Here is a 2,087-nt window from a genome sequence, read left to right on the forward strand (position 1 = left end):
TCCAGCCCGGCAGCACACGCTGGGCAGTGCCCCACAACGGGCCGCCCTCCAGTACTTGCAAAGTCCCCACCCGCGCCAGCTGATTGACCAGCTCGGTGGGGGTCTTGCGGCCGCTGCGCATCTGCTGCTCGACGGCATTGCTGTAAGGATCGTGCAGCGCCAGGCTGTTGGGGGCCAGGGAGGTTTCCAGGTGGCTGAGCAACTGCGTCGCTTCGTTGCGCCGGGCCGAATCCAGCAAGCTGCGCTCGGCGTCCTGGGTACTGAAACCGATGAGTGAGCCGTCGGGCGTCAGCAGGTATTCGTGGGTCCACAGGTGACCCGACTTCAGGGCGGTCTCCAGTACTTTGGTCGAGAACAGGTTTTGATACACCGCGTTTTCTTCAGAGGGTAACCAGAACTCCAGCACCCGGGCGACACGTGACCGGTAGCGCGCGACCATTTTCCAACCAGGGGCCAGCAGCGCCTGGCTGACGTCCAGGCCCGGCAGGATGACGTTCGGGTCGAAGTCTTCACTCAACACCGGCACCGCCAGGGTCGCGACAAACTTGCCGTTGCGCTGCAACACCAGCCCGCCTTGCAGCGTGTCGCGCTGTGTGCCCAACTGTTGCTGGACGTAACGCACCGCATCGGCCTGGTTGCTGAACAGCGGGCTCAATGGGCGACGCATAAAGTTGGCGAAGGCGGTCCATGGGGCCTGGCTGACATCCAGCTTACCCGCCAACGCCCAGCATTCGCTCGGCACCAAAACGCTCAACCAGCTCAACTTCGCCACTTCGTTGACAAACCCGACCGCCGAGAGCTGCCCGCTGGCCATCAAGGTCTGCACGTCTTCATAGACCCCCGACGGCTGGCGGACCGGGTTGAACAGCGTCGATGCCACCGGCGTTTGTACCTGCAGCAGCGCCTGGTCCAGTGTCGAGATAAACACCGGCAAGCCCGTCAGTGCGCCTCTCTCCCGTTGGCGCTTGGCCTCGACGGTGGCACTGGCCAAATCCCCGGCCGAAATAAAATGCTGCGCCAGCCAGTGTTCGGCGGTGGTCAGCCCCTGTGGCATCCAGTTGCGCCGGTAAACCAAGGCGTGCAGTTGATAACCCGCGGGGTAAATAAACTCGCCTTCGTCATCCACGGCAAACACGGCGCTCAAGGCGAACAGCCCGGCCCTATCCCAGGCGGGTACAAGCTCGGAGCAGACAAAGGCGTCCTGATCGCGATGCTTGAGCATGAAACCGAAACCGGTTTGCGTCGGTGCTTCATGGTCCAGGCGCGTGTGCAGTGCCCGAGCCGCGTCAGCAGCACTGGCGCAGACCGGGCCATAGGCAATCTGCTCCGGACGTTCGCGCCGGGGTATCGGCAGGCGTGGCCGCCAGTGTTCGGCGATCAGCCCCGGCGCGCCCCACAACGGGTTGGCCTGCACCACCCGCACGCTGCCGGCCGCCGCCACCTGGCTGATCCACTCCCGCGGCGTCAGCGTGCCGCTGGCCAGGTTGAGGGCCGTTGGGCTGCGATGGGGCAAGGGGTCTAGCGCCTTGAACAGGTTCGCCTGGGCGGCAGAGTCGATCAGGTCATACGCCAGCAAACAATCTTCGGCGCCCGACAGGTAGGCCACGGACACCTGTTGGCGATTGCGGATCAGCGTGTGCACGTCCAGGGCGCTGAACATCTGCGCCTCCAGGCAGGCATCGTCCCGCGACCAGCCCGGGCGCTGCAGGCGCTCGGGTTCCAGCAACGAAACCCCGCGGCTGGAACCGTACACGGCCTTCAGCATGTGACCGGGCGGGAGCAGTGAGCGGCCCTTGACGTCCTGGGGGTAGACAACGCCCAGGGCAAAGCGCCCGGCGTCGCTGGCCGGCAATGGCTCGGTGGCCACGTAGAGACCGTCCGGGCGCTGCAGGATATAGCCGCAGTATTCGCCCTCACGCCAGCTGCCGATTTGCCCGTGGGCGTAGCGTGCCGCGTCTTCTATCTGGAGAAACCCGCGGCTCAGTTGCGGGCGGGGTGCCAGGGCGTAAGGTCGCCAGGTGTCGGCGACCAGCCCCGCCACATCCCACAACGTGCCCGGTTGCAACACCGACAGCGCCCCGGCGGCG

The 2,087-nt window shown here is 65.5% G+C and carries 1 pseudogene; it reads right to left on the minus strand.

Features of this window, described 5'->3' with window-relative positions:
• A pseudogene (locus tag HX846_RS35085) lies at nucleotides 1-2,087 on the minus strand (DUF4329 domain-containing protein); the annotation flags it as partial.

This window comes from Pseudomonas sp. K5002 (assembly GCF_013386655.1).
Classification (GTDB): Bacteria; Pseudomonadota; Gammaproteobacteria; order Pseudomonadales; family Pseudomonadaceae; genus Aquipseudomonas.